Source organism: Alteromonas sp. ASW11-130 (genome assembly GCF_026183735.1).
GTDB lineage: Bacteria > Pseudomonadota > Gammaproteobacteria > Enterobacterales > Alteromonadaceae > Alteromonas.
On the sequence record NZ_JAPFRE010000045.1, the window covers coordinates 209,092 to 228,825 of the forward strand.

A 19,734-nucleotide genomic window follows, 5' to 3' on the forward strand; every position below is an offset into this window, starting at 1 on the left:
CTCACGACATATTTAACCCGACCATATGCAGTTTCTGTCAATAGCGCCATACTTCGCCCTGACGAGGGCTGATATGAAAAAACTGATAATGAAAACCAGTGTAGATCGAAGCGCTAAACATAAGGGGTCGATAGGTGGCTGCTTCATAAAAGGTTGACTATAATTAAGTACATTCACCTATCGTGGACATTCTTATGTTCCAACGCAAAACTGGCAGGAGATTGTAATGAAAAAGGTTGCAGGCTCCTTGCTGGTAATGGTTGTATGCGGTTCTTTCTTTCACCCAGTAATAGTTGCTCAAGAACAAAAAACAGCTATGGTCCCCTTGCCTTCGGTGGATGACTTCACAAACGGTAATAACGGTTGGAGCGCTGGGCTTGGTCTGGGTATTGAATACGAATCTGCCTACGAAGGCTCGGACGAATTCGGCTTCGAAGTCGATCCTGCGGGTGCAGTTCAATGGCGCAGTGGCGATAATATTTTTTACTGGGCAGGTGAAGCGCTGGGTTGGCGGGGTCTACGTTACGATATGTGGCTACTTGAAGCGGCGGTGGTTTTCGAAGAAGGCCGAGAAGAAAGTGATTCCGATGACGGTCATTTGGACGGTCTGGGTGATGGGGATGAGGGCCTCGAGGTCCTGTTGCAAGCCCGTCATGCTTTCGATTCCGACTGGCGTTATTGGCTAGATAGCCGGCTGCTAATAGGTGACAACGGCACACTCGGTCTTTTAGGGGCTGGCTACCGTTTCGGCGACCAAAACGATGGAACCGGTTCTTCAATTGCTGTCGCTGTGGTTTTTCATGATAGCGATTACGCCAATAAGGATTTTGGCATAAACGCCGAGCAGTCTGCTGCATCAGGATTAAATGAGACCTATCTTAGCGGAGGATTCCGCTCAATCGGCTTCCACTATAATTATCGTACTTATATCAATCAAAATTGGCAGCTTTTCGGTGAGATAGTCTATGAACGCTATGGTAGTGATATTGAAGATAGTCCTATTGCGCGCAATAATTATGAAGCCGAAGCAGGGTTAGGCGTCATTTACGTATTCTAGACCCCTACGCCCCTGTTAATCGCGACGCGTTAGCGTTCTATCATAGCTATTATTGGGTGGACTTTAGGTTTAGGTTGTATTACTAGATAGAGATAGAAACGTTCATTTTTTATTAACTTAACCTCCTTGCTGTGATCGGATTGATAAAAGTTGCTTACCACTTCATTGGCGAAAATTAAGACAACATACTATTGGGATATTTCTTAACATCATCACTTTTAATCATTTTGGCGACGTTAATGGATAGAAAATTTAAACTAGTGAGTATGATATTTAAAAAAGAATTAAATTTCTCTTCGAGCGCTACGAGCGCTTTGTTCTACTAGCCGACGCGTTAATAGTTATTAAACGTAGAAGATGCTTGCGTAGGCTCAGCTGAGACGAAAGCCGGGCGTAAAATTGAGGTACACTAATGCTTAAATCTCTCTATGTTTAAGCAAAGTTAATAGCTACGTCTTCTACTTGCGATGGCTTAACCAAACAAAATACCCGCCCAATGTCACGCCACGAGTAAATAGAAACGCCAACAATGCGTACCATAACGCTTCATTGCCAAAATCTCTGAACACATACCAGGTTGGGAAATATATTAATGCACTTAGTATCATGGTGTTACGCATGGCCTTGGCGCGCGTTAAACCAACAAAGACCCCATCGAATAAGAAACACCAATGCCCAACGAGGGGCAACCCTATCATTAGGGGTAAATAGGCCATTGCCGTATTTTGTAACTCAGCTATATCGGTAAGTTGCTTAATGATCACGTCGCCTGCCAGATAGAAGCCGCATGCGTATAGCAAGGCGAATAAACTAGACCAAAACAGTCCTCTTAATGAAGTTCGCCATACCTTATGGTGTTTTTTTGAGCCTGCCGCTTCTCCTACCAGCGCTTCAACGGCGTATGCGACACCATCTAACCCTAACGCAATCAGTACAAAGAATTGCATCAATATGGCGTTTACCGCCGCCGCCGTTTGTCCATAGCGCGCGCCCTGAAATGTTAGAAACGCCAGGCACAATTGCAGCATCAGATTTCTTAGTAATATATTGCTGTTTAAGGAAAGGATGGCTTTACGCGCCGTTCTACTAAACCAGGCTTTTTGTGGCGCGACGTTTTTACAGATGGGAAACGCGATAATCAATGCCATCGCCACCATGGTGTACTCTGCAATCACGCTGGCTAGCGCTACCCCAGCTACTGACCAGCTAAACCCTAATACGAAAAGCAAATCTAAACCTACGTTTAGCATGTTGCCCACAATTTGAATGGTCATTACCGCTTTGGTTCGCTGCTGTCCAACCAACCAGCCGATCATCACCATGTTCAGCAACGCTGCTGGCGCGCCCCACACTCTGACCGAAAAATAGGCGTCAGTATGCACGGCTACCTGCGCATTGGGATCCGCTAAAAGAAGACCTATATGCAAAATGGGAGCTTGTAGTATAAACAGCATAACGCCAAGCGCGATGGCCACTACCCCGCCTTGCCACAATACCTTAGTAGCTTGTACTACTGCCCTTTGGGTTTGTCCTTTCGCTTGCGCACTCAACCCCGTTGTAGACATGCGTAAAAAACCACAAACCCAGTATATCTGAGTAAGAATAAGCGCACCGATAGATGCCCCTGCCAACATTGCGGATGAATCCATATGTCCCATTACAGCCGTATCCACCAAACCAAGTAGTGGTGTAGTAATGTTGGCCAAGATCATAGGAAATGCTAGCTGCAAAAGCTGCACATGTGGTTTAACATAGGCTGGCATATTCAAAACGTAAGCAATTTATAAATAAGGAGAAAGCGTGCAGTGTATCACGACGAGGTTTAGGCTCGGCAACTTCCTTGTTTTCATTATAGGTTTTGTGTGCTTAACATCTATTGCTCAGGCAGATTCCGACAATGCGGTCATTCTGCTTTACCACCACGTGTCAAATGATACGCCCAAAAGCACCAGTATCAGCCCCAAGCTGTTCGCAGAGCATATGGCCTATTTAGATAAACATCATCATGTAATGGCACTACCAGACGCCATCGAAAAACTAAAAGCCAAAGAAAAACTGCCGGACAAGTCGGTTGTAATTACGTTCGACGATGGCTATGCAAATATTTTCGATAACGCGCATCCCATTCTAAAACGATATAATTTCCCCTATACCATTTTCATTAATCCAGACGTAATTGACGCGCAACGCAATCAGCTAGACTGGGAACAAATTCATACCATGCAAGAAGAAGGGGCCACTTTCGCTAATCACACTCTTGATCATGTGCACTTACTTAATCGCAACAATGGTGAAGACAATGCACTTTGGTTAGAAAGAGTTTGGCGCAATATTGAGCAGGCTGAAGCGGTGATTGAAGAGAAGACCGGTGAATCGCTTAAGTACTTAGCATATCCATTTGGTGAATATAATAAGGCGTTAGCAAAACGATTAGCTGACGAAGGTTATGTCGGTTTAGCGCAATACTCTGGCGCAATTAGCAGTAACAGTGACTTCACAGCATTGCCGCGGTTTCCCGCAGCGGGAAATTACGCTAAATTAGCGACACTGAAGACTAAATTAAATAGTTTGGCGATGCCTGTTTCATCCAGCTCAATTAGCGACCCCGAAATTCAGGGCGGCCAACTTGACGATACAGTTATGGTAACCATTAGGGGTGAGGATGTTACGCTGAACCAATTAAACTGTTTTTATCAAGGTCAAAAAATTGCGCACCAAGTGAATAAGCAAACATTTGAATACCAATTAGATTCACCCCTTCCAGTGGGTCGTTCAAGAGTAAACTGTACTGCACCATCTAAACAGTTTAAAGGACGTTACTATTGGTATTCTCAACCCTTTTTTGTTGCCAATGATAAAGGGCGTTACCCTGATTAGAGCGTTTTATACATATGTAAGAACGGCGGTTCGACGCTCTTTTCTTTAAAGCCTTGTCTGATATAAAACGCAATAGCGGCCTCGTTGTGCGTTTCTACGTCCAAAATGAGAGTGTGTTTTGCCCGTTTAATCGCCTGTTTTTCCATTTCTTGCAGCAATGCGGTAGCCACACCAGCACGGCGATATTCGGGATGTACGGCCACATGCCCCACGCCGAGTTGATTTTTATCTGGAGACTGTAAAGACTCGGCAAACTGCTGGCTGCGAGCAATAACATTTAACGATTCTGTCACACCAAAATACTCGGTAATACATGCGAGCGTTTTATGATCAAAATCTTCTGGAAGTTCATCGTGCCAGCACGTAACTATCCCTATGGGCTGGTTAGACTTACATGCCACCCAATGATTATCACTACCATACTGACCACCCTCTTTTAGCCAAGCTGAAACCAGAAAATCGCGTGCTCTGGCTTTATCGCCATTGCCAAAAATACTACATAAAAGATTCTCTCCTGCGTAGTACAGTAATTCGGTTGCCACGGTCACATCCGCAGGCGAAGCGTGGCGGATAGTAATATTCACCGAATTAGCCTGCTGTAATTGCTGACATGTCTTGTAAGATTTGTTGGCCGTCAGTTATGGCAGGCATGCCTTGCTGGTGTACTGGTTTAAATCGGCCGATCACTTGGGCCTGGGGGTTTACGACTATCACTGAAGCGCTGTGATCCACTAAATAGTTGGGATTTTCGGTACTTTCTGACAACGCATACATTAACCCCATGCTGCGCACGAAGGGGAACAGTTGATCGTGATTGCCGGTGGCGGCGATAAATTCTGCGTTAAAAAACTGAGTATATTCTTTAAGGCGCGTGGTAGTGTCGCGTTTGGGGTCGACAGAAACAAACACCACCTGAATGGGGTGCTCGCTTTCAATCTGCTTAAGCTCAGGGTAAATACGATTAAGCGAGGCCAGTGTTGTTGGACAAATATCCGGACAAAATGTATAGCCCAGAAAAAGCAGCGACCATTTTCCCTTCAACCTCTCTAAGTTAAAAGGCTCGCCGCGCTGATCGGTTAAATTAACCTTAGCAAGCGCGCGCGGCGCGGGATACGTGCTTAAATAGTCTGTTTCCGGCTTATCTTTAAATCCTGGGGGGGCGATATATATTGCACCGATCACCCCACCTATCAAGGCTAAAAAAGCCACAATACCAACAATTGTATTTTGTTTCATAAGGTAACCGGTATGTAGTGGTCAACTAGCAGTACGATAAATAGCAGCATCAAATGTAATATCGAATATTTAAAGGTTTTCATGGCTACTTTTAGGTCAGTAGTACGTTTTAGTTTCCACGCATAGTAAACAAAGCCAGCGTTGAGTGCACTAGAACCCACCAGATAAATCAATGCTGTCATGCCGGTTAAATAAGGTAACAAGCAAACCAGACATAACAGTACGGTATAAAGTAAAACCGAGGTTTTAGTAAATTTAAGGCCATGAGTAACGGGTAACATAGGTACTTTTGCGCGGGCATAATCCTTATGGCGATGAATGGCTAACGCCCAGAAATGCGGCGGGGTCCATGTGAAAATAATCAGCACAAGCAGCAAAGCATGAGCATGGATTTCTCCGGTTACGGCGGTCCAGCCTAACAGAGGGGGAGCTGCACCCGCCAGCCCACCAATCACAATATTTTGTGGGGTAGCACGCTTCAAAAACATGGTATATACCACAGCGTAACCAACCAAACTCGCTAAGGTGAGCAGCGCAGTCAGGCGATTGACATAAAGTTCTAATAAGACGTAACCCACTACCGCTAACAATGCGGCAAAAATAAGCGCATGCGTCACCGATACTTTGCCCTTGGCTACGGGGCGGTTGACCGTACGCGCCATTTTACTATCAATCTGATGGTCAACGACGTGATTTATTACCGCCGCAGAGGAAGACAACATTCCTATTCCTAACAAACCTGCCACAAGCACTTGCCAACTGACCCAGTCAGGGGTGGCTAAACACATGCCGACTAATGCCGTCAGTAATAACAACATGACAACCTTAGGCTTGGTCATTTCATAGTAGTCGTGCCAACTTGCCTGCTGTTGATTTACCGCTACTGCAACCGACGCTGGTTTATTCATAATGACCTCCTTGAAGACGATGAAGATGGAATGTTATCCAAACCATGACAAGCAATAATGTCGCCGCCACTGCATTGTGCAAAACGGCTACGGATAGAGGCAAGCTAAATACAATATTGCTTATACCTAATGCTATTTGAATGCCTAATACCACTACTAATAATGCTGCAGCCTGATGACTGAACTGAAACTGTTTTACTTTTGCCACCTTTATCGCAAACCAAAGCAAATAAAGAAAGGTCACTATAGCACCGAAGCGATGAACCACGTGCATAGTCATTCGTTCATCATAATCATGCGCACCAAACTCATAGTTTTGTGCTTCAGGAATACTAAAAGCGTCGGAAAAATCCAGTCGCTGTGTCCATTCACCTTCACATATGGGGAAATCTGTACAGGCTAACGCTGCGTAGTTTGCCGATGTCCACCCGCCTAAACCTATTTGAACCACCAATATTGCCAGTCCAACAAGTGCTAATGTGAAAGGCGTTCTTGAGGCAGATGATGGTGACGTTGTCGGTAAATGTTTAAGCCGTAGGAGTAAAAGAAACAAACAACTTAACACAGCGAAACCGCCTAATAAGTGAGCCATAACCACCGCAGGAAGTAAGTTAAGAGTGACAGTCCACATCCCCAGTGCCGCTTGGAAGATCACTAACCCCACCAGAAATAATGGTAGTTTTACTGGGTTTACCTGACGGTTACGCAAAGCTATTGCGGCTATCGCTACGATAACCAATCCTAATGTGCCAGCAAAATAACGGTGGATCATTTCATTCCAGGCTTTATGCGCTTCTACCGGACGCTGTGGAAAGGCTTGATTCGCGGCGTCTACGTGTTCTCCCTTGGGCACAGTCAAATGACCATAACAACCTGGCCAGTCTGGACAACCTAAACCTGCATCAGTCAGCCTTGTATATGCGCCTAACATAATCACTACAAACGCTAAAAAAATACTAAATCCGACTAGCTTCTTCATGCTGACATCCTTATCCAATTCGCGATAATTTTAATAGCTTTTTCAAATCGGCCAGGATATCGCGACTGGCCATGACGGCCGTTTGTTTGTCTTTATGTACAGCGTAGCGCAACATGGCATTATTCAGCGTATCAACCAACAGAATTTCGTCACCGTGGATGTCTAAATCCGATAAGGTAATTTTCTCAGCCGTGGTGTTAATGGTATGGATATTACGGTCGGAAAAAACCTGCTCAGTAGTTTTTCGATCACTCTTTTCCGTTACTAGCACGGTTACCTCTGCGCGGTCGCTTTCTTTTCCTAATGCTAACCACACCTGATGCATACTGTAGAGTGCATTTTGACAAGCTTCGTTACATTCATTCGGCAACGCATAAAGCAATCGCCAACGCTTGGGTTGATCGGCCAATAGCGCATTCACGTTTTTTACGGGCTGAAGCAACTCCCCTTTATTAGTGCTTCCTTGATTAAACCAATTATTGTCTAACGCAAGCTTAGCGAGTATCACGGGGACAATGAAGGCCGCAAATAATAATATTATTGCCCCTTTTCTAGTCATTATTGATCGGGTCATGATTTTTCCCTCTGTTTAAAGAAGACTACGAAAGTAATAACTACAGCTGCAGTGGCTAAACCGAACCACTGAAACGCATAGGCAAAGTGTTTTTCAGGCGACATCACCACAGGAGTAAAATGCTGGATAAATTGCGGATCATCTGGTGTATCAATCATTACGGTATAGGGCAACAATGTCTTCCCCGCAAAAAGGGAAAGCGTCTCGATATCTGTTTGCTGGATTACCATAGGAAACGACGAGGTTTTGTTGGCGGTTTCTGAAACAAATGGGTTAAGCGCGGGCATACGAATATATCCCGTAAATTCAGTTAATAGCTGGGGTAGTTCAAACACAGGCAGTACACTTCGTTGAGGATTTCCTTGGAGCCAACCAAAGTTTGCCAATATTGTGCCCTGATTGGTATCAATAGGTGCCAGTACCTGGTAACCCACCCGACCGTGGTTAATTTGATTATCCAACAAGAAAACTCTCTGGGTATCCACCTGACCTGAAAATCCCACTTTTAGATCACGAATATCTTTGTGTTCATCTAATTCTGCTAAAGGGATTATTCCTAAGTGCTCTTTTTGCGCTATGCTAGCCAGACGTTGTTGTTTTTGGTTCATACGATCAAGTTGCCATGCTCCCAACCCCAGCATAACTGCAATAGCCATCAAACAGATCCCAAAAGCAATGTAAGCGCGAGGAGAGGATAGTGCCACTACTTACTCACTCCAGATCACATAAGAGGTAATGATGTTAATAAAAATAATACTGGTCGGATTGCTCATATATATGATTGTGAATTTGTTTCTGGCAATGCGCGTAATGATGAAAAACGATACTAAACAACCGATGAGTAAGTTTATTGGCCGAAGAGTGATGACATCTGCACTCATTGTTCTCATTATTTTGGTTGCCATGGCAACCGGTTTAATTACACCTAATCCGCGCCCTTACTGAGCGCGGACTGGCTAACTTTATAGCACGTATACAAAGATAAATAGCATCACCCAAACCACATCTACGAAGTGCCAATACCAGCTACCTGCTTGAAATGCAAAATGGTCATCAGGGGTGAAATGTCCCTTGAGCACTCTAAAAAACATTACAATCAGTATGATGGTTCCCAGCGTAACGTGCATACCGTGAAATCCGGTCAGCATAAAGAAGGTATTCCCATATATGCCCGACTGTAAAGTTAAATCTAATTCTTTATAAGCATGAATGTATTCTTCTACCTGCAACGTCAAAAATACGCAACCAAGCAAAATGGTGATCCCTAACAGCCAAGTTAATTGTTTACGTCTATTTTGTTCCAAACCAACGTGTGCGTAGTGCAGAGTAACGGAGGAAATCAACAGAATAATAGTATTGATAGTTGGTAGACCGCCGGGTCCCATCTGTTGTGTGGTTGTTCCATCAGGCGTTTTCACCAGCGGCCATATAGCTTCAAAACCGGGCCACAATACGGCGTTGGTCATTTCATTATTCATGCTACCGCCTAACCAAGGCACCGACACCATACGCGCATAAAAGAGTGCACCGAAAAAGGCAAAGAAAAACATGACTTCGGAAAATATGAACCAGCTCATCCCTTGTCTGTAAGAGCGCCCCAGCTGAGCGCTGTACAAGCCACTCATTGATTCGTCAATCTGGTTTTTAAACCAGCCAATCAACATGATTAATAGGGTCACTATTCCTGCGAGCAGGATATATCCTCCATAACCATCCTTACCTTGGGTTGATTCAACCACAAAGTTACCTGCACCTAACGCTATTAAAAATAGCGCCACGGCCCCAACTATCGGCCAAGGACTTTGTGCAGGAACATAGTATTTTTCATAGGGTTGCTGCATATTATTCTCCATATCCCTGAGTGTTATTTTCCACTCTCAGGCTGTTCGCGTAAATAGGGGTTTTCGTTTACTGCAAGGCTGTCACCTTTGCCGGTTACATCAAATAGCGTGTATTGCACGGTAAAAAATGTAATATCGTCTGGTAATTGAGGGTCTACATAAAATTGCATAGGCATGGTGGCTTCCGCACCCGCTGACAGCGGTTGTTGATTGAAACAAAAGCATTCTGTTTTGTTCAGGTAAAGCGCTGCCAGTCCAGGCGATACTGACGGAATTGCCTGTGCAATAATTTGCTTATTAGCAGGGTTTCTTACGTAGAAATTCACTGTGTTCAGCTCACCCGGATGCACTTTCACTCGTTTCGTTTCAGCGCGAAATTCCCATGGCATACCCGTGTTAGTGCGTGTAATAAATTCGACGCTCACCGTGCGCGATTTGTCAATTTCTATGGGGGTGTAGACCGCCGCAGTATTTGAGGTTTTGCCGTTTATACCAGTTAAATCACAAAACACATCGTATAGAGGAACAAGCGCAAAACCGAAACCAAACATACCTATCACGATCACCAATAACTTGATGACCATTTTTTGATTGTTTTTCGCCTGTTCGTTCATAACCTGACTTATATCCTGACTCGCAACTATTTAATTACTGGCGGAGTTTCAAAGGTGTGATAGGGTGCGGGCGATGGAATTTCCCACTCTAACCCTTCAGCGCCTTCCCACACCTGAGCTGAAACGGGCTCGCCTTGTTTACGACAAGCTTTGATTAACAGCGCCAAGAAAATAAGTTGCGATAAGCCAAATGCGAAGCCACCTAAACTAATCCATTTATTAAAATCGGCGAACTGTAAGGCGTAGTCAGGAATACGGCGTGGCATACCTGCCAGTCCGACAAAATGCATGGGGAAGAACAATACATTGACTGATATTAATGAACACCAAAAATGCCACTTTGCCAGCGTTATGTCGAACATCCTTCCGGTCCATTTTGGTAGCCAATAGTAAACCGCTGCCATAATTGAAAAGATGGCGCCAGTCACTAGTACATAGTGGAAGTGGGCGACAACAAAGTAGGTGTCGTGGTATTGGAAGTCCACCGGTGTGATGGCCAGCATTAACCCCGAAAGCCCGCCGATGGTAAATAACACGATAAATGCAAGTGCAAATAACATCGGCACTTCAAATGTCATCGAACCGCGCCACATGGTCGCTACCCAGTTAAATACTTTTACACCTGTGGGCACTGAAATAAGCATGGTGGCGAACATAAAAAACATTTCAGCGAATACCGGCATGCCTGTCGTGAACATATGGTGCGCCCAGACAATAAAGGACAATAAGGCAATGGAAGCAGTTGCATACACCATCGACGCGTAGCCAAAAAGCTTCTTGCGGGAGAAGGTCGGTACGATCTGCGAGATAATACCAAATGCAGGTAAAATCATGATGTATACCTCAGGATGACCGAAGAACCAGAAAATATGCTGGAACATCACGGGATCACCGCCACCTGCTGCATTAAAAAAGCTGGTACCAAAGAACTTGTCGGTTAATACCATGGTCACGGCACCCGCCAGCACAGGCATGACTGCGATCAGTAGAAAGGCGGTAATTAACCAGGTCCACACAAACAACGGCATCTTCATCCAGGTCATACCTGGAGCACGCATGTTGAATATTGTTACAATAACATTGATGGCACCCATAATTGATGACGCACCCATGATATGTACTGAAAATACGAACAGTGCGGTGCTATCTCCACTGTACGTGGTAGAGAGCGGCGCATAGAAAGTCCACCCAAACGAAGGGCCGCCGCCTTCCATAAATAACGATGCCAGCAAGATCAAGAACGCACCAGGTAGTATCCAAAAGCTCCAATTGTTCATTCGTGGAAGTGCCATGTCCGGCGCCCCAATCATCATTGGCACTAACCAGTTAGCCAATCCTGTAAATGCGGGCATAACCGCACCAAATACCATTATCAGCCCGTGAACTGTGGTCATCTGGTTAAAGAAATTGGGATCCACAATTTGTAAGCCGGGCTGAAAAAGTTCGGCACGGATTACCATGGCCATGGCCCCGCCAATTAAGAACATGATGAAAGCAAACCACAAATAAAGCGTACCAATATCTTTATGGTTGGTTGTAAACAACCAGCGCTTTATTCCGGTTGGGATATGGTGATCATGATGCTCGTCGTGGTCGTGCGCCGCGGTATGTCCAGGCGTAACGGTATCTGTTGAATGTGTCATAACCTTCTCCTATTCGCCTTGCACTACTGCATTAACATCTTTTGGCTGTACGATATCGCCAGTATTATTACCCCACGCATTTCGTTCATAGGTAACTACGGCCGCAACTTCTTTCAAACTTAACATTTTGCCAAATGCTTGCATTGCCGTTCCCGCTTTTCCGTTCAGAACGATATCAATATGCGCTAACTGATCTTCCAACACCATCGGGCTGCCTTTTAACGCAGGAAACACGCCTGGCAAGCCTTCACCTGAAGGCATATGACACGCGGCACAGGCACTATTGTAGACACGTTTACCTTCTGCCATCAGCTCATCCATACTCATGTTCATTGCGAGTAAACGCTGTTCTTCTTCTTTCGCTCTACGGCGCGCTTCTTCCTGCTCTGTCATCCAAGCGTTAAATTCTGCAGGTTCTTTCGCAATGACGACCACAGGCATATACCCGTGATCCTTACCGCACAGTTCAGCACACTGACCACGATAAACGCCTGGCTCTTCTACCTTCGTCCATGCTTCGTTTATAAAACCTGGATTAGCGTCTTTCTTTACTGCAAAATCGGGCACCCACCACGAATGAATCACATCTTCGGAGGTAATCAGGAAACGCACCTTTTGGCCTGTGGGGATGACCAAGGGTCTATCCACTTCTAATAAGTAATTTTCGCTTTTTGCAAAACGGTTAGTGATTTGTTCTTGTTGCGTAGCTAACAGTGAATAATATTCAACATCACCGTCCATATATTTGTAATGCCACTTCCACTGGGATCCGGTAACCAACACGGTCATATCAGGTTCGGAGGTATCTTCCATTGCGATAAGCGTGCGCGCTGCGGGAATGGCCATAAAAACTAAGATAAGAAAAGGTACCACCGTCCAGGCGATTTCGACTTTGACGTTCTCATGGAAGTGGGCTGGTTTAACACCGCGAGATTTACGATGAAGGTACATAGAGGTAAACATCACCCCGAATACCACTACCGCTATCGCTACGCAGATGAAAAACATCAACATATGCAGGTCGTAAACCTGACCACTGATTTCAGTCACACCGCGACGTAAATTAAGATCAGACACCTCTTTACCACCACCATCAGCTGCCTGGGCGATAAAGCTGAATAATAATGTTGGTAGTGTCCCCAAAACTATCAATAAGACATTTGTGAGTCTTTTCACTCAACACCTCCGTGATGGACAGATCCGGCAAAACGACTTTACACGCGAGCGGTTAGTCCTGACCTAAATCAACTTACACCCTTAACGGATGTAAAAGATTGGAAAGGTCGTTGTTATTATATTGTTAATTAGTGACTAAGAATTACGCAATTTAAAAGGCGCGTCTAGTCTTTTCTTTGAAAAAAGCGTCGATCCGCTCAACTTTTAATCAAAGTAGAGTTTATCAGGTAAATTTGAATGTTTTATGTACAGGGTTGCACTATGTAAGTGCATAAAATGACTTAGGATACGCCCTGCAAATATTGACAAGTAGCCGAGGTATAAGGAAATTTTGATACTTGGGAAGGAAAAGGCTGTTAATGAGGTTTAACAGCCTATAGAAGTTACATCCAGTCAGCGTTGCGAATTACGCCAACAGCAATACCTTCAATCGCGAATGGCTGACAGGAAAGGTCCACTTTAATTGGCGAAAATTCATCATTTTCAGCATGAAGAACTATCTGTTCGCCTTTTTTCTCAAGTCGTTTTACTGTCACATCTTCATCAACGCGCGCTACAACAACTTGCCCATTATGAACATCCACAGTTCTGTGTACAGCCAGTAGATCACCATCCAGGATGCCGATATCTCTCATGCTCATGCCATTTACCCGCAGCAAAAAATCAGCTTGAGGCTTAAATAAGGTAGGGTCGACTTTATAATGGGCTTCTACATGTTCTTGCGCAAGGATCGGCTCGCCAGCGGCTACTCTACCAATTAATGGCAAACCCGTTTCTTCCGGCTCATCATCCTGCAGTAATAAACGAATGCCACGCGACGTGCCCGGCAAAATTTCGATTACACCTTTACGCGCCAATGCTTTTAAGTGCTCTTCGGCAGCATTAGCAGATTTAAACCCTAACTCTCTAGCAATTTCCGCACGCGTAGGCGGCATTCCCGTGGCCTGCATGGTGCCTTTGATTAATTCCAGTACTTCCGTTTGTCTTGGGGTAAGTGGACGCATAAACAGCCTGTTTTTCTATACAGTTAGCGATTAGTATAACCCGCGTCTAAGAAATGACAAGGCTTTATTTCGTGGGTTCCAGTTTAACTCAAAAACATTCCAGCATCATTGAACTCGACTAAAACCAACTGTTTTTATTGAGATTTATTTATATACGCTCTCACCATGGTATTTATGCGCAGCATTTTCTGTGACCTCCATGACTGTTATCGTAAAACTTAAAAAAACACTTTTCTAATTGTACGATATCGGTCAAAGAGACCCCGTTTTTCCACGGGGTGACGACTCTTCGTAGGTGCATAAGCCCCAGTGATTTTATAGACCCTATAATGCAAGCCTGGCAGCAAAGTGACGTCCTATCATTAATGTTATTTGGCGTATTCTTTTTATTGATATATTTTTTACCCACCCTATTAGCGGTATTTTTCAACCGTCGTCATTTGGTTAAAATAGCCGTACTTAATATTCCCGCTGGTTTTTCATTTATAGCCTGGGGAGCACTTATAGCTTGGGCCGCAACGGGGAAGGCCGGAGAATATATACAACGGAAACTATCATAGCCCGTCTGCGCAAAAAAGCTGGTTAATCAGTGTCTGATAGTGCACAAGAACTAAATTAACCAGCGCGTATTCGCTAAAGCGCTTCAAACAGTGTGATTATTTCCTGCCAAATACTTCTTTCATCAATGGCTTTATTTCTTAACGCTTGAAGCTCTTTCTGGGAATACCAGATTCCTTTTTTCACAACTGCATCAGGGGTTCTCAGCGCCTCTAGGTTGGCGACAGGATTGACTTTTGTAAAAACAAAATCTGCCGAGAAATTGGCTTTAACCTGACCTATTTTATTATCCATCGCCAACGTCTTTGCGGGCGTGATAGTTGCTGCAGCTAGTACGTCGAAGCTATTTAATCCAGCTTTTTGTAGTAGGGCCATTTCTGTATGTGTAGCAAGACCATGAGGGGAGAGCAAAACGCCCGAATCAGACCCTACTAATAGTGCAACATCGCTTTCGTGTAAGCGCTTAGTGATATCCAATAAAAATTGAAATATTTGCTGGTTGTGGGCCGCCAACTTATCTGAGGCATTTAGCCATCGTGAGACCTGATTAGTCTTTGCTTCCAGAGCAATAATATCAGAAGTGTATTGTTGTGGCTGTGACGCTAAAAACGCGTCCTTTTGCACGCTTAATTTAGTGAGCTGATAAAAAATATTAAGCGTAGGTGTTATAGGTACTCCAATAGCTCTTAATTCAGTAATGGCCTGTGTCAGCCTCTCAGTATCAAACTGATAATTTAGTGGCCCCTGATATATATCTTCAACGTGTTCCAGCGATTGTACGCCCACCAATGATGTTGTAAGCATTTCTCCAGAGGCATGCGGTCCGTGCTTCGCAACGGGGATGTTTAGCGCTTTCGCTGCATCGAGCACAGCCTTTAGCGCTTGCGGATTCAAGTTTCCATAAGCTTTGATAAGATCATAGCCTTGCGCGTGATACTTTTGCACCGCCGCCTGCGCTGCCCTAGTAGATTGCACACCATGGTGTAAATAGGCGTCCATAAAACCAGATAGAATAGGACTGCTTACGGTAGAGGAACTCCCAATTAGCGTTCCATTTTCAACCTGGTCACGCCATTTTAGTTGCGCAGGAACCCCATTCATAACGCGAACGTGGGTTACGCCATGACTCAGCGCGATGGTATAGGCAGCGGGCTCAAACATATGCACGTGCATATCGATCAGCCCAGGGGTTACGTACCCCCCTTTGCCCGCAATTATGGGCAAATTTTTATCTTTAAACGAAAGCAAATCACTGCTTATTTTTTTAATTATGCCATTTTGAATAAACAAATTTTGACCACGTATAATTTGTTTATGCTTCACATCGACGATGTTAACGTCCGTAAGTAAAAAAGATTGTTGAATAAGATTTGCGTGTGACGTATTCGCACAGCCGACAATAAATAAAAAGACAACAAGATGGTATTTCATGGAACACTCCTAAAGAAAAGGAGAATGAAGTTAACCGATGGTCGCGCTCCAAGCGTCTGTAATCTTGTATTTTATCGTCAATTATCGTGATTATAGACTTGCTAACTTGATAGCGTACTTGCCCTATATTCGCTGGGTGTAACACCCACTACTTGTTTAAAGGATTTGTTGAAAGAGGCTTTCGAGCTAAACCCGGCGTCATGAAAAAGCTGAGTGAGGGAGTGCGAATTGCCTTGTTTTATTTTTTCACATACATAATTGACACGATAACAATTGATATACTCATTGAAAGATTTTCCAGCCACAAGATTCACTGCCCTCGATATCTCTCTTACCTGCAAACCCGTTAACTGACCGAGTTCATTAAGTGTAAGCTTGGGGGTAAGAAACCACTGGTTAGAAATAATCAGTCTGTCTAATTCGGAGAATGTCGATTGATATTCTTCGGACGTGTCTGTGTTAGCCACGTCATTTATTTTTGGCTGGAAGCCATTCTTTGCAAAAACTGGATACGTCGTTTGCTCTAGTGCCTTAACTATAATAATCAACACCGCTACGAACCAAATTACATTGTTAACCCCTTGCCCAAACACGTTAACTTCGTACGAAATAAGATGCTGACTATTAAGTCTTATCAGATCAATAAAATTAAAAAAGGCCGTAGCAATCACTAACCCAATTAGCCACCTGAAGGAAAAGTCATCTGCGTCAGACCGTTCTTGATCCAGCAGCTTTTTGTAGCTAAGCAGGCAGACTACTGTTAAATAGGCATAACAAAGCCGCCAAATCGTTCCGATCGCGATGACCAATTGCACGTTTTCGGTCATGAAAATTACGGGCACCACAGGTAGAAAGTGCAGCATGTACTTTTTATCCAGCGGCTCTCCGGTTAACTTTTTAACAGCAAGGTAAAACGCTGGCCCAAATAGCATTATAAAAATCGGACTAATTAAATAAATATCCCGTGTTATCCCTGTTTCTTCAGCAATATTGACAAATGACGCGAACGCGACAAGATACAGCAAAAGTGCTATGCCCCTGCAGTTATGAACACGCCATAAAAGCATGCCACCTAATATACATACGCTGAACGAAGAAGCGTGAATAAGATTCACAAAGCTGAGGGATTCCATACTGTACCTGCCTGTCCCTTAGAAATTTACAATAGGGAGATTTGAAGAAATACTACAGGTAAATAAGGTGTCGTTAAATGTTTCTACGAAACGATGTTCTGAAATTTACATATCCCATCTGAAAGCGCATGCGGGCATTCTGCATAATAAATTTGTGGTAAAACAGAAACAGCTGATTAGAATTTAAACAAATATAACTAAACTCCGTTCGCAAAAGTCGATAGACCTCGCTAAAGAAATGAAACAAACGCACGCTTAGCTAAAGGAGTCGTATGCGGTATAGGGGTTGTCTGCTATTTCGAATACTGAAATTTATCTGCTGCCTTATACTATATAACGGTAAACTAGCTAACGTGCGGATAAAGACAAATATGTTGAGACCTTTGTGAGCAGAAATTTTTTTGACAAACCCTTCTTGTTACTTTTCATCACGCTTATCAATGCGTGTGCAGCGCCACCTAAAGCTGTTGAACGAGGCGAGATGTTAGTTCAAAAAATGCCATTACCGAGTGGTGAGTGGGAAGCCGAACGGTTTCCCTCCGCCGAGATGAATGTTTTAGAAACCCGATGGACATCCACAACCTCAAACGACATTGCCCAAACCTTTGTGTATTATGATTCGCCTAACGTTGATATCACTCAACTTAAACGGGATGACGACACACTGGGTGTTCAGGCGTGTGAAAGCGGATTTTCCAGTAAGGTATTGTCTGCTGCCGATCAAAATGGCTACCCTCAAATCACCTGGCGCAGTCTTTGCCAACCTGTAGCTGGGGCGACGGTGTTAGTGCTCCATAAAGCCATTTCTGGCAATGAAGCTCAATATACTTTTCGGCGGACTTTTGCTTCCATCCCTAACAAAGAAGAATGGTTGATGTGGCTAAGTTACTTAAGCCACTTTAGTGTGTGCGATTCGACGAAGCCGAATAAACACCCCTGCCTACCTCAAACAGAACAAATTAAGAAGGACTAGTTATGTACGAAGGGAGCTGCTTATGTGGCGCGGTTAAGTTAGCCATCAATGGCCCGATATCATCAATTATTCATTGTCATTGTTCGCTATGCCGTAAATCCAGTGGCACCGCATATGCTACCAATGGATTCATACAAAAAAACGCGTTGGCTATAGTGCGGGGTGAAGATACCGTTCAATGGTATGAAATAAAGCCTGGCCGCAAACGTCACTTCTGTAAAAAGTGCGCCTCGCCTTTATTTAGTTCCAATGCTACAGACCCTGAACGCTTAAGGTTGCGTATTGGAATTGTGGATTCCGATATCGATGAACGTCCTATTTCTCATAATTTTGTTTCTTCCAAAGCCAACTGGGATAATCTTGACGATGATTTACCTCGGTATGACAGCCATGAGCCAGGAAGGTAAAAGGCCATGAGCCTGAAAAAGTGGTTCCGCACCGAATAAGCAAGTGGCAGCGCATAGAGTGTCTATTCATGGGGTAGTGGTACATAAATTACCTGACACATTTTTACCCGTGTGAAAGGGTGACGCGGATGCATCACCTTACTGACACGGCATTACTTTTGTGGCGCCCGACAAGTATATTTACTGAGTTATCGATAGCAAAGACAAGATAACCCGGAACAAACATACTGCACAGCTGCTAAACGATTTAAAAAAACGGTAAGCCCAGCCAGTTTATTTTGGCGCGGTTCCCCCTAAAAATAATAAGGAACGCTAATGCGAGTTAACCCTTCCACCTGGCTTATTGGATATGCTGCGGTATTGGTCGCCTTTGGTTTGTTTGATGGAATGTGGCTAGGCTTAATTGCCATGCCTTGGTATCAGGAGGCATTTTCTACCTTACTAAGAGAAGACTTTGTAACCTGGCCGTGGATACTTTTTTATTTAGGCTATGGCGCTGCCGTTATGTATCTTGCCATCCTCCCTTCGCTTGGCCAGCCTATCTCGCACCCTTTTCTGGCTGGTGCGGTGTTGGGCGCTACCGCCTACGGCACTTACAATTTAACGGGTTACTCAACCATTGCTGGATGGCCGCTAGAAATGGCATTAATTGACTGGACGTGGGGAACAGGGCCGACCGCCCTGGTAGCGCTGGCTGGCAGTGCAGCGACCCGTAGCGTGCATAAGCGCAATAGAAGTTGACAGATGAACAATATCGCTTAAATTGATTAGAGAGTTCATTCAAATAGTTGCTTATGGAATTTCTAAAATTCAGCCCCCAACTTGCCCCTTACTTTGATTCCATTAATCGTGAATGGATTAGCGATATGTTTGTATTGGAGCCCATTGATGAGAAAGTAATTAGCAACCCTCAAACATACGTTATTGATCGCGGTGGATATATTTGGTTCGCCAAGCATCCGGAGCACGGCATAGTGGGTACCTGCGCACTGCTTAAAAGGGCTGATGGCATTTTTGAATTAACTAAAATGGGGGTCAGTTCTTACGCCAGAGGATTGAAGGTAGGCGAAAAGTTGCTAAGCTTTGTAATATCGAAGGCTGAGGTTATTGCATACCAAACTTTATTTTTGCTAACTAACGATAAATGCCAAGCTGCCATCCACCTATACGAAAAGCAAGGTTTTGTACACGATAAGGAAATTCTACAAACTTATGGAAAAGCTTATACGCGGTGTAATGTGGCCATGCGCTATCAAAGAAAGAAAAGTCAAAATTAACGCTTAATTCAATCGAATGAGGATTGTCTTATAAGTTGTGGTACAC

Annotated in this window: 22 protein-coding genes; 8 read left to right on the forward strand and 14 right to left on the reverse strand. The window is 44.2% G+C overall.

What is annotated here, in order from left to right:
• Window positions 1–226 precede the first annotated feature (226 nt).
• A complete protein-coding gene (locus OPS28_RS16120; RefSeq protein WP_265610490.1) occupies window positions 227–1,057 on the forward strand; it encodes a MipA/OmpV family protein in 831 nt (276 codons plus the stop codon).
• A gap of 458 nt (window positions 1,058–1,515) precedes the next feature.
• On the opposite strand, the gene OPS28_RS16125 is transcribed toward OPS28_RS16120, so the two are convergent.
• Entirely contained in the window at window positions 1,516–2,769 is a 1,254-nt protein-coding gene (locus OPS28_RS16125; protein ID WP_265610491.1) for an MATE family efflux transporter, read from the reverse strand.
• A gap of 88 nt (window positions 2,770–2,857) precedes the next feature.
• On the opposite strand from OPS28_RS16125, the gene OPS28_RS16130 reads away from it, so the two are divergent.
• Window positions 2,858–3,934 carry a polysaccharide deacetylase family protein gene (locus OPS28_RS16130; protein ID WP_265610492.1) on the forward strand — a complete coding sequence of 359 codons (1,077 nt, stop codon included), beginning with the start codon at window positions 2,858–2,860 and terminating at the stop codon, window positions 3,932–3,934.
• On the opposite strand, the gene OPS28_RS16135 is transcribed toward OPS28_RS16130, so the two are convergent.
• The 6 genes from OPS28_RS16135 to OPS28_RS16160 are packed head-to-tail and all read right to left on the reverse strand — an operon-like array spanning window position 3,931 to window position 8,287.
• Entirely contained in the window at window positions 3,931–4,518 is a 588-nt protein-coding gene (locus OPS28_RS16135) for a GNAT family N-acetyltransferase (RefSeq protein WP_265610493.1), read from the reverse strand. The genes OPS28_RS16130 and OPS28_RS16135 overlap by 4 nt on opposite strands.
• Window positions 4,519–4,522: 4 nt before the next feature.
• Window positions 4,523–5,170 (reverse strand): SCO family protein, encoded by a 648-nt coding sequence (locus tag OPS28_RS16140; RefSeq protein WP_265610494.1) that lies wholly within the window; start codon window positions 5,168–5,170, stop codon window positions 4,523–4,525.
• Window positions 5,167–6,078, reverse strand: coding sequence for a heme o synthase (gene cyoE, locus OPS28_RS16145; protein ID WP_265610495.1), 912 nt, complete (start codon window positions 6,076–6,078; stop codon window positions 5,167–5,169). The genes OPS28_RS16140 and cyoE overlap by 4 nt, the downstream gene beginning before the upstream one ends.
• Window positions 6,071–7,057 carry a COX15/CtaA family protein gene (locus OPS28_RS16150; RefSeq protein WP_265610496.1) on the reverse strand — a complete coding sequence of 329 codons (987 nt, stop codon included), beginning with the start codon at window positions 7,055–7,057 and terminating at the stop codon, window positions 6,071–6,073. Before OPS28_RS16150 ends, cyoE begins: the two co-directional genes overlap by 8 nt.
• A gap of 10 nt (window positions 7,058–7,067) precedes the next feature.
• Window positions 7,068–7,631 carry a hypothetical protein gene (locus OPS28_RS16155; protein ID WP_265610497.1) on the reverse strand — a complete coding sequence of 188 codons (564 nt, stop codon included), beginning with the start codon at window positions 7,629–7,631 and terminating at the stop codon, window positions 7,068–7,070.
• Window positions 7,628–8,287, reverse strand: coding sequence for an SURF1 family protein (locus tag OPS28_RS16160; RefSeq protein ID WP_265610498.1), 660 nt, complete (start codon window positions 8,285–8,287; stop codon window positions 7,628–7,630). Before OPS28_RS16160 ends, OPS28_RS16155 begins: the two co-directional genes overlap by 4 nt.
• An 82-nt stretch (window positions 8,288–8,369) precedes the next feature.
• Between OPS28_RS16160 and OPS28_RS16165 the strand changes: the two genes are divergently transcribed.
• On the forward strand, window positions 8,370–8,576 hold the full coding sequence (locus OPS28_RS16165) for a DUF2909 domain-containing protein (RefSeq protein ID WP_265610646.1): 207 nt from the start codon (window positions 8,370–8,372) through the stop codon (window positions 8,574–8,576).
• A gap of 17 nt (window positions 8,577–8,593) precedes the next feature.
• Here the strand turns inward: OPS28_RS16165 and OPS28_RS16170 are convergent, their stop codons facing one another.
• The 5 genes from OPS28_RS16170 to lexA form a co-directional block, all read right to left on the reverse strand.
• The gene (locus tag OPS28_RS16170) at window positions 8,594–9,472 is read right to left on the reverse strand and encodes a cytochrome c oxidase subunit 3 (RefSeq protein ID WP_265610499.1); all 879 of its coding nucleotides are present in this window, start codon (window positions 9,470–9,472) and stop codon (window positions 8,594–8,596) included.
• Window positions 9,473–9,495: 23 nt separating this feature from the next.
• On the reverse strand, window positions 9,496–10,086 hold the full coding sequence (locus OPS28_RS16175; RefSeq protein WP_265610500.1) for a cytochrome c oxidase assembly protein: 591 nt from the start codon (window positions 10,084–10,086) through the stop codon (window positions 9,496–9,498).
• Between the two features lie 26 nt (window positions 10,087–10,112).
• A complete protein-coding gene (gene ctaD / locus OPS28_RS16180) occupies window positions 10,113–11,729 on the reverse strand; it encodes a cytochrome c oxidase subunit I (RefSeq protein WP_265610501.1) in 1,617 nt (538 codons plus the stop codon).
• Window positions 11,730–11,738: 9 nt separating this feature from the next.
• Window positions 11,739–12,905 carry a cytochrome c oxidase subunit II gene (gene coxB, locus OPS28_RS16185; RefSeq protein ID WP_442864013.1) on the reverse strand — a complete coding sequence of 389 codons (1,167 nt, stop codon included), beginning with the start codon at window positions 12,903–12,905 and terminating at the stop codon, window positions 11,739–11,741.
• A 383-nt stretch (window positions 12,906–13,288) separates the two neighbouring features.
• A complete protein-coding gene (lexA, locus tag OPS28_RS16190; RefSeq protein ID WP_265610502.1) occupies window positions 13,289–13,909 on the reverse strand; it encodes a transcriptional repressor LexA in 621 nt (206 codons plus the stop codon).
• Window positions 13,910–14,238: 329 nt separating this feature from the next.
• On the opposite strand from lexA, the gene OPS28_RS16195 reads away from it, so the two are divergent.
• The gene (locus OPS28_RS16195) at window positions 14,239–14,469 is read left to right on the forward strand and encodes a superinfection immunity protein (protein WP_265610503.1); all 231 of its coding nucleotides are present in this window, start codon (window positions 14,239–14,241) and stop codon (window positions 14,467–14,469) included.
• Window positions 14,470–14,542: 73 nt separating this feature from the next.
• Here OPS28_RS16195 and OPS28_RS16200 read toward each other — a convergent pair whose 3' ends face one another.
• Entirely contained in the window at window positions 14,543–15,898 is a 1,356-nt protein-coding gene (locus OPS28_RS16200; RefSeq protein ID WP_265610504.1) for an amidohydrolase family protein, read from the reverse strand.
• Window positions 15,899–15,999: 101 nt separating this feature from the next.
• The gene (locus OPS28_RS16205) at window positions 16,000–17,031 is read right to left on the reverse strand and encodes a helix-turn-helix domain-containing protein (RefSeq protein WP_265610505.1); all 1,032 of its coding nucleotides are present in this window, start codon (window positions 17,029–17,031) and stop codon (window positions 16,000–16,002) included.
• A 385-nt stretch (window positions 17,032–17,416) separates the two neighbouring features.
• On the opposite strand from OPS28_RS16205, the gene OPS28_RS16210 reads away from it, so the two are divergent.
• From OPS28_RS16210 to OPS28_RS16225, 4 genes are all read left to right on the forward strand, one after another.
• The gene (locus OPS28_RS16210; RefSeq protein ID WP_265610506.1) at window positions 17,417–18,004 is read left to right on the forward strand and encodes a hypothetical protein; all 588 of its coding nucleotides are present in this window, start codon (window positions 17,417–17,419) and stop codon (window positions 18,002–18,004) included.
• Between the two features lie 2 nt (window positions 18,005–18,006).
• Complete coding sequence (locus OPS28_RS16215; RefSeq protein ID WP_265610507.1) at window positions 18,007–18,411, forward strand: GFA family protein; 405 nt, start codon at window positions 18,007–18,009, stop codon at window positions 18,409–18,411.
• A gap of 315 nt (window positions 18,412–18,726) precedes the next feature.
• On the forward strand, window positions 18,727–19,152 hold the full coding sequence (locus OPS28_RS16220; protein ID WP_265610508.1) for a DUF2177 family protein: 426 nt from the start codon (window positions 18,727–18,729) through the stop codon (window positions 19,150–19,152).
• A 53-nt stretch (window positions 19,153–19,205) separates the two neighbouring features.
• A complete protein-coding gene (locus tag OPS28_RS16225; RefSeq protein ID WP_265610509.1) occupies window positions 19,206–19,688 on the forward strand; it encodes a GNAT family N-acetyltransferase in 483 nt (160 codons plus the stop codon).
• Window positions 19,689–19,734 lie beyond the last annotated feature (46 nt).